Source organism: Streptomyces sp. MK37H (assembly GCF_018035285.1).
GTDB lineage: Bacteria > Actinomycetota > Actinomycetes > Streptomycetales > Streptomycetaceae > Streptomyces > Streptomyces endocoffeicus.
In genome coordinates this window covers 1-3,109 of record NZ_JAAAYH010000682.1, presented here as the reverse complement: position 1 = coordinate 3,109, position 3,109 = coordinate 1, and the positions used below count along the sequence as shown (strand labels likewise).

The following is a 3,109-nucleotide window of genomic DNA, read 5'->3' as shown; positions in this document are numbered from 1 at the left end:
CGAACATCGGTGATCATGCTCAAGGGCCTGATTATCGTCAGGCAGACGACTATGATCGCGTTATGCCCTACGACCCGTCGGCTTTTCCGGCATTCGCCGTCACCGTTGATCTGGTCGTGCTCACCGTGCGGCGGCATTCGCTGTGTGCGCTGGCCGTTCGCCGCGGGGAGCCACCTTTCAAGGGGCGGTGGGCGCTGCCCGGCGGTTTCGTGCGGCCCGATGAGGATCTCGCCGTCGCCGCTGCCAGGGAGTTGGCCGAGGAAACCGGGCTGCTCGCGCATGCCCCCACGCTTCCGGTTCCGCCGAACGCGGCCCATCTCGAGCAGCTCGCCACGTACGGCGATCCGAAGCGGGACCCCCGGATGCGCGTGGTCAGCGTGGCGCATCTCGCGCTGGCGCCCGATCTGCCCGCGCCACGGGCCGGGGGCGACGCGCACAGTGTGCGCTGGGCGCCGGTCGAGTCGCTGCTCGACCAGGAGGGGGCCTTCGGGCGCGACAGTGATCTGGCCGCCCCGCTCGCCTTCGATCATGCCCGCATCCTCGCGGACGGGGTCGAGCGCGCCCGCTCCAAGATCGAGTACTCCTCGCTGGCCACCGCCTTCTGCCCGCAGGAGTTCACGGTCGGCGAGCTGCGCCGGGTGTACGAGGCGGTCTGGGGCGTGGCCCTGGACCCGCGGAACTTCCACCGCAAGGTCACCGGCACCCCGGGGTTCCTGGTGCCCACCGGCGGTACGACGACCCGTCAGGGTGGCCGTCCCGCACAGTTGTTCCGGGCCGGAGGGGCGACGCTGCTCAATCCGCCCATGCTTCGTCCCGAGGTGTGACGGGCCATGACACGACGACTCCCCGGGAGTGCTATGTCCTGACGAAATAGGACATAGCGGGTTACCGTTCTCCGGTACGCCACCAGTCCCCACGTGCCATCGAGCGGTTCCATGCCCCGCGGGAGAAGCCATGATCCAGGCCACCGGACTGACCAGCACCCCCCGCCGCAACCATCCGCCCGTTGTCGACGACCTCACCTTCGAGGCCCCGGCGGGCCGGGTCACCGCACTGCTCGGCGGCCCCGGCGCGGGCAAGACCACCGCGCTGCGGCTTCTGCTGCAGCTCGACCGGGGCCATGGCTCCGCCTTCTTCCGGGGCCGCCCCCTGCACCGCATCCGGCGCCCGGCTCATGAGATCGGCGTTCTCCTCGAGGACGTCCCCGGTCACCCGGGCCGCACCGTGCGGGGGCATCTGAGGATGCTCGGTGCCGCGGCCGGGGTGGCTGCCGCACGCGCCGATGTCGTGCTCGATGTGGTCGGTCTCACCGATCTGGCGGACGAGCGTCTCGGTGATCTGTCCACCGGGGCGGAGCGTCGTCTCGGGATCGCCACCGCGCTGCTCGGGGACCCGCACACCCTGGTCCTCGACGAGCCCGCGCGGGGCCTGTCGGCCCGGGAGACCGCCTGGCTGTACGGGCTGCTGCGTCAATTCGCCGCCCAGGGCGGCGCCGTCCTCGTCGCCACCGAGGACGCCGAGGGTGTGATCCGCCTCGCGGACCAGGTGCTCACCCTGGAATCGGGGCGGCTGGTGGCCGATCAGCCGGTGGATGAGTTCGCCCGCACCCGGCTGCGCCCCCGTGTCGTCGTTCACTCGCCGCTGGTCGGCCGCCTCGCCGCCGTCTTGGAGGAGGAGGTTGAAGCCGCCCGGCAGTTGGCCGAGGCCCAGGCGGCGGAGGAGGCCCGGGCGGCGGCCGAGCTCGCGGCCAAGACCGAGACTGCTCAGGCCGCCGACGTCGCCCAGCCCGACGTGGCCGACGGGGGCGACGTCGTCAAGGCCGAGAGCGCCGGGCCCAAGGCCAGGAAGAGGGCGATCTGGCGCAAGGTCAGGATGGCCCAGTTCGCCACCCGGGGCTCCGCCGCGGCCGAGGCGAAGAAGGCCACCGCGGAAGCCGCGGCCAATGACAAGACGATCAACGACAAGACGACCGGCGACAAGGCGAATAGGGCAGACACGGCAAACCCGGCTGACAAGGCTGCCCCCGCCTCCATCCCCGCCCTCGCTGCCGACGCCGAAGCGGTCGGCGCCGAAGCGGCCCACGCGCGGACCGGAGTCGGCGTCGGGGCCGGGATCGGAATCGGGACCGAGGCCGAGGAGGAGTCGGGCGCCGCGCCCGCCGACCCGTTCTCCGTGGTGCGGGACGACGAGACCCACATCTCCGTCTACGGCCTGTCTCCCGCATCGGTCGGGGAGACCGCCTACCGCCACGGCATCGTGGTCCACCGGCTGGTCGAGGAGACCGCCGATCTGGGCCCGGGGACTCCCGCGGCCGCCCGCGCCCGCGACCCCGAGGCGCCCCCGCTGCGGCTGCTGCCCAAGCTCCGCTTCCCCGGCCCCGCCTGGCCGATGCGCTACGAGGTGCGCCGCGCCACCGGCGTGAGGACCGGCTGGCTGATCGGCGTCGCCTCCATCGTGGCCTCCCTCCTCGCCTCCGTGCTGCTCGCCCGCGCCGGTGACACCGGGGAGCTGCACCGGCTCACCGGCTGGCCCGCCGACCTCCCGCTGCCTCCCGTCGCCATCGCGGCCGGTCTCCTGGGCGCCCTCGCCTTCGGCGACGAGTTCCGCTTTCCGGCGCTGGCCGCGACCCGGGACGCCGTGCCCCGCCGACTCGGGCTGCTGGCCGCCAAATTCGCGGTCTGCGCGGCCGGTGCCGTCCTGCTGTCGCTCGGCGTCATCGTGCTCGACAGCGCGGCGCTCCTGCTGCTCGTGGGCGGCAACGCGGTGCCGCTGCCGGGCGACTGGCCCGCGCTGGTGGTCGGCGTCTTCGGCCTGACCATCGGCTCGTCGTGGGCCGGGCTGCTCGCCGCCGGAGTCTTCCGTTCCACCGCGCTCGGGCTGGCCACTCTGCTCGCCGTGCCGATCCTCGCGGTGCCCGTCGTCCAGCGCGCGGCGCAGGACCCGTCGCTGCGTTCGCTGGTCATGCTGCCGCACCGACTGCGCGCGGCGACGCTGGACCGGTCGCCCTCCATGATCGACCGAGGGCTGGCGGTCGTGCTGCGGCTCGCGTCCCAACCGGTCGGACAGGCGCTGATGTTGTCGGTGGCAGTCCTGCTGTGCGCCTACGCCC

Annotated in this window: 2 protein-coding genes; both read left to right on the top strand. The window is 73.1% G+C overall.

The features are described from left to right. Positions 1–62 precede the first annotated feature (62 nt). Entirely contained in the window at positions 63–824 is a 762-nt protein-coding gene (locus GWI24_RS42655; RefSeq protein WP_210951392.1) for an NUDIX domain-containing protein, read from the top strand. A 130-nt stretch (positions 825–954) separates the two neighbouring features. After that, positions 955–3,109 (top strand): ATP-binding cassette domain-containing protein (locus tag GWI24_RS42650; protein ID WP_210951391.1); only part of this gene is annotated, 2,155 nt, incomplete at its 3' end.

Excerpts from the sequence above, each read along its gene's own strand:
- GWI24_RS42655 (WP_210951392.1), top strand. The coding sequence starts at position 63 with ATGCCCTACGACCCGTCGGCTTTTCCGGCATTCGCCGTCACCGTTGAT.